This window comes from Streptomyces sp. SID4985 (assembly GCF_009863025.1).
Lineage (GTDB): Bacteria > Actinomycetota > Actinomycetes > Streptomycetales > Streptomycetaceae > Streptomyces.
This window is the reverse complement of record NZ_WWIR01000674.1, coordinates 1-2,562: the sequence shown is the minus strand read 5'-3', so window position 1 is coordinate 2,562 and position 2,562 is coordinate 1. Positions and strand designations below refer to the sequence as shown.

At 76.2% G+C, this 2,562-nt stretch carries 1 protein-coding gene and 1 pseudogene; one reads left to right on the top strand and one right to left on the bottom strand.

Annotated elements, in window-relative coordinates; translation table 11 throughout:
• Positions 1-1,683: FtsX-like permease family protein (locus tag GTW40_RS29060; RefSeq protein WP_161183111.1), on the top strand; the 1,683-nt coding region annotated here is incomplete at its 5' end.
• Positions 1,684-2,220: 537 nt separating this feature from the next.
• Here GTW40_RS29060 and GTW40_RS29055 read toward each other — a convergent pair.
• Positions 2,221-2,562, bottom strand: a pseudogene (locus GTW40_RS29055) (glucose-6-phosphate isomerase); the annotation flags it as partial.

Genomic DNA, 2,562 nt, shown 5'->3' with positions numbered 1-2,562 from the left:
GACCCGGCCGACACCGACTACGCCGTCCAGCGCGCGGTGACCCGGCTGGGTGCGGGCGCGGTCGGGGAGGTCTCCACCTGGCAGCAGGCTCGGGCGCAGGCACAGGGCGACAACCGGCTGCTCGGCCAGGTGCTCGGGGCGTTCGGGCTCGGCGCGCTGGCCGCCGCCGGGTTCGCGGTGCACGGGGCGATCGGCACCCGCATCCGGGGCCATCTGCGGGACATCTCCGTGCTCAAGGCGATCGGCTTCACGCCCTCCCAGGTCGTCCGGGTCTTCCTGCTCCAGCATCTGGCGTACGCCCTGCTCGGCGCGGTCGCCTCGGCGGCGCTCATCGAGAGCCTGGGCACCCGGGTACCGGGGCGGCTCGGTGACGCGGTGGGCGTGTGGCAGGGGCTGCCGGGGCACACCCTCGCGCTGTCCGCCGTCCCCGTCGGCACGGTGCTGCTCATCGGCCTGACGACCGGACTCGCCGCCTGGCGCGCGGGACGGGTGCCGCCGGTGCCGGTGCCCCGTCCGGCGGGACCGTCGGGCGCGGGACTGACCGGGGCGGCCCGGCGGGCGCTCGGGCTGCGACTGCCCGCCGCGCTGGTCCTCGGCTGCCACCGGGCGTTCGCCGGGCGCGGCCGCTCATCCGCCGCGCTGGCCCGGCTGACGCTTCCCCTACTGCTCATGGTAGTCGCGCTGAGCGCCTGGACCACCATCGACCGCTTCCACACCGACCCGTCCCACGTGGGCCTGCCCGCCGCGCTCACCGTCCGCGCCGACGACGGACTGAGCGACCAGCGGACCCGGCACCTGCTGGCGGCCGACGACCGGATCGCCGAGGCGTACCCGGGCGTGGAACTGGCCGCGCTGGTACCCGGCCAGACCGGCACCATCGCCCTGCGCGGCCTCGGCACCCGCGCACGGCCGTATCCCTACGCCCTCGTCGAGGGGCGACGCGCACAGGGGCCCGACGAGGCGGTGGCGGGCCAGGGACTCCTCGACCTGCTGCATGTGCGGGTGGGCGACTGGGTGCGGATGACGGTCGGCGACCAGCCGCAGATCCTGCACATCGTGGGCCGCGCCCTCGAACCGCAGAACGGCGGCCGTACCGTCACCACTTCCTTGGACACCCTCCGCGAGAACGACCCCGCGCTCGCCCCCGCCTTCTACCAGCTGCGGCTGCGCCCCGGCGCCGATCCCGCGCGGGTCGCCGCCGCGCTGTCCTCGGCGGGCGGCGGCCATCTCGACGTGCACACCGTCACCAACCCGGCCGACGGCCTGTCCCCGCTGCGCGCGGTGGTCGCGGGCCTGATCGCCGTGCTCGCCCTGGTCGGCCTGGTCGAACTGCTCACCGCCATCGGCGGCACCGTCCGCGAGGGCGAACGGGACGTGCTCGCCCTGCGCGCCATCGGCATGTCCCCGCGCCAGATCACCGCGATCACCGTCACGTCGATCAGCTGTACGGCCCTGGCGGCGGACCTCGCCGCCACAGCCCTCGGCCTGCCGCTGGCCCGACGGCTGATCGACGCCCAGGGCGACTCCAGCGGCATCGGCGCCGGAATCGCCCGCTCACCCTCCCCCGGGCTCCTGCTCCTGGTCGGCGGCGGCGCCGTACTCGGAGCGGCGGCCCTCGCCGCACTGCCCGCCGCCCGGTCGGCACGCGGCCGACCGGCGGACACGATGAGCGCGGTGGGGTGACTTCTTGGCCGGGGGGAGCGGGCCCCGGCAGGCAGGCCCCGGGACAGGCCCGGGCGGCAGGCCCGGGAGCCCTGGGTAGGCAAGACCCGGCGGCCCTGTGGGGAGGGACCGGGAAGGCAGAACCGGGCACGGGCGGGGGGCCAGGCAGACCCCGGGCCCGGGCGGCAGCCCCGAGGGCTTCGGGGGGCAGGCCCTGACGGCAGACTCACAGACCCGGGGACAGAACCAGGGCACGGACTGGGTCACCGCCCCGGGCGGCAGCCCCAAGGGGCCGGGTGCCAAAGAGACCCGGAGTCCCGGAGAGGGCAGTCCCGGAGCCGGGGGGCGGAGCCAGGGGGCAGGCCCGGAGCCCGAAGGGGAGAGACGCGTGAGCGCAAAAGCCAGGGCGCGGACCCGGGGCCAGGGGGCAGAGAGGCCAGACCCGGAGCACGGGCCGGGGGCCCAGGTCTGCCCTGAGGGCCCCGGCGGGCAGACCTGGCCGGGCCCCGGGGGGAGACCCGGAAGCCTGAGGGCAGGCGCCGAGTCGGCCCCCTGACGTCAGCTCCGGTCGCGCAGTTCCCGGTACTCGGCCACCAGCGCCTTGGTCGACGGGTCCAGCCCCGGCACCTGGGCGCCCTCGGTCAGGGCGGGCTCGATCCGCTTGGCGAGGACCTTGCCCAGCTCCACGCCCCACTGGTCGAAGGAGTCGATGTTCCAGACCGCGCCCTGGACGAACACCTTCTGCTCGTAGAGGGCGATGAGCTGGCCGAGCACGGAGGGGGTCAGTTCAGGGGCCAGCACGGTCGTGGTGGGGTGGTTGCCGCGGAAGGTGCGCGCGGAGACCTGCTCCTCGGCCACGCCCTCGGCGCGGACCTCGTCGGCGGTCTTGCCGAAGGCGAG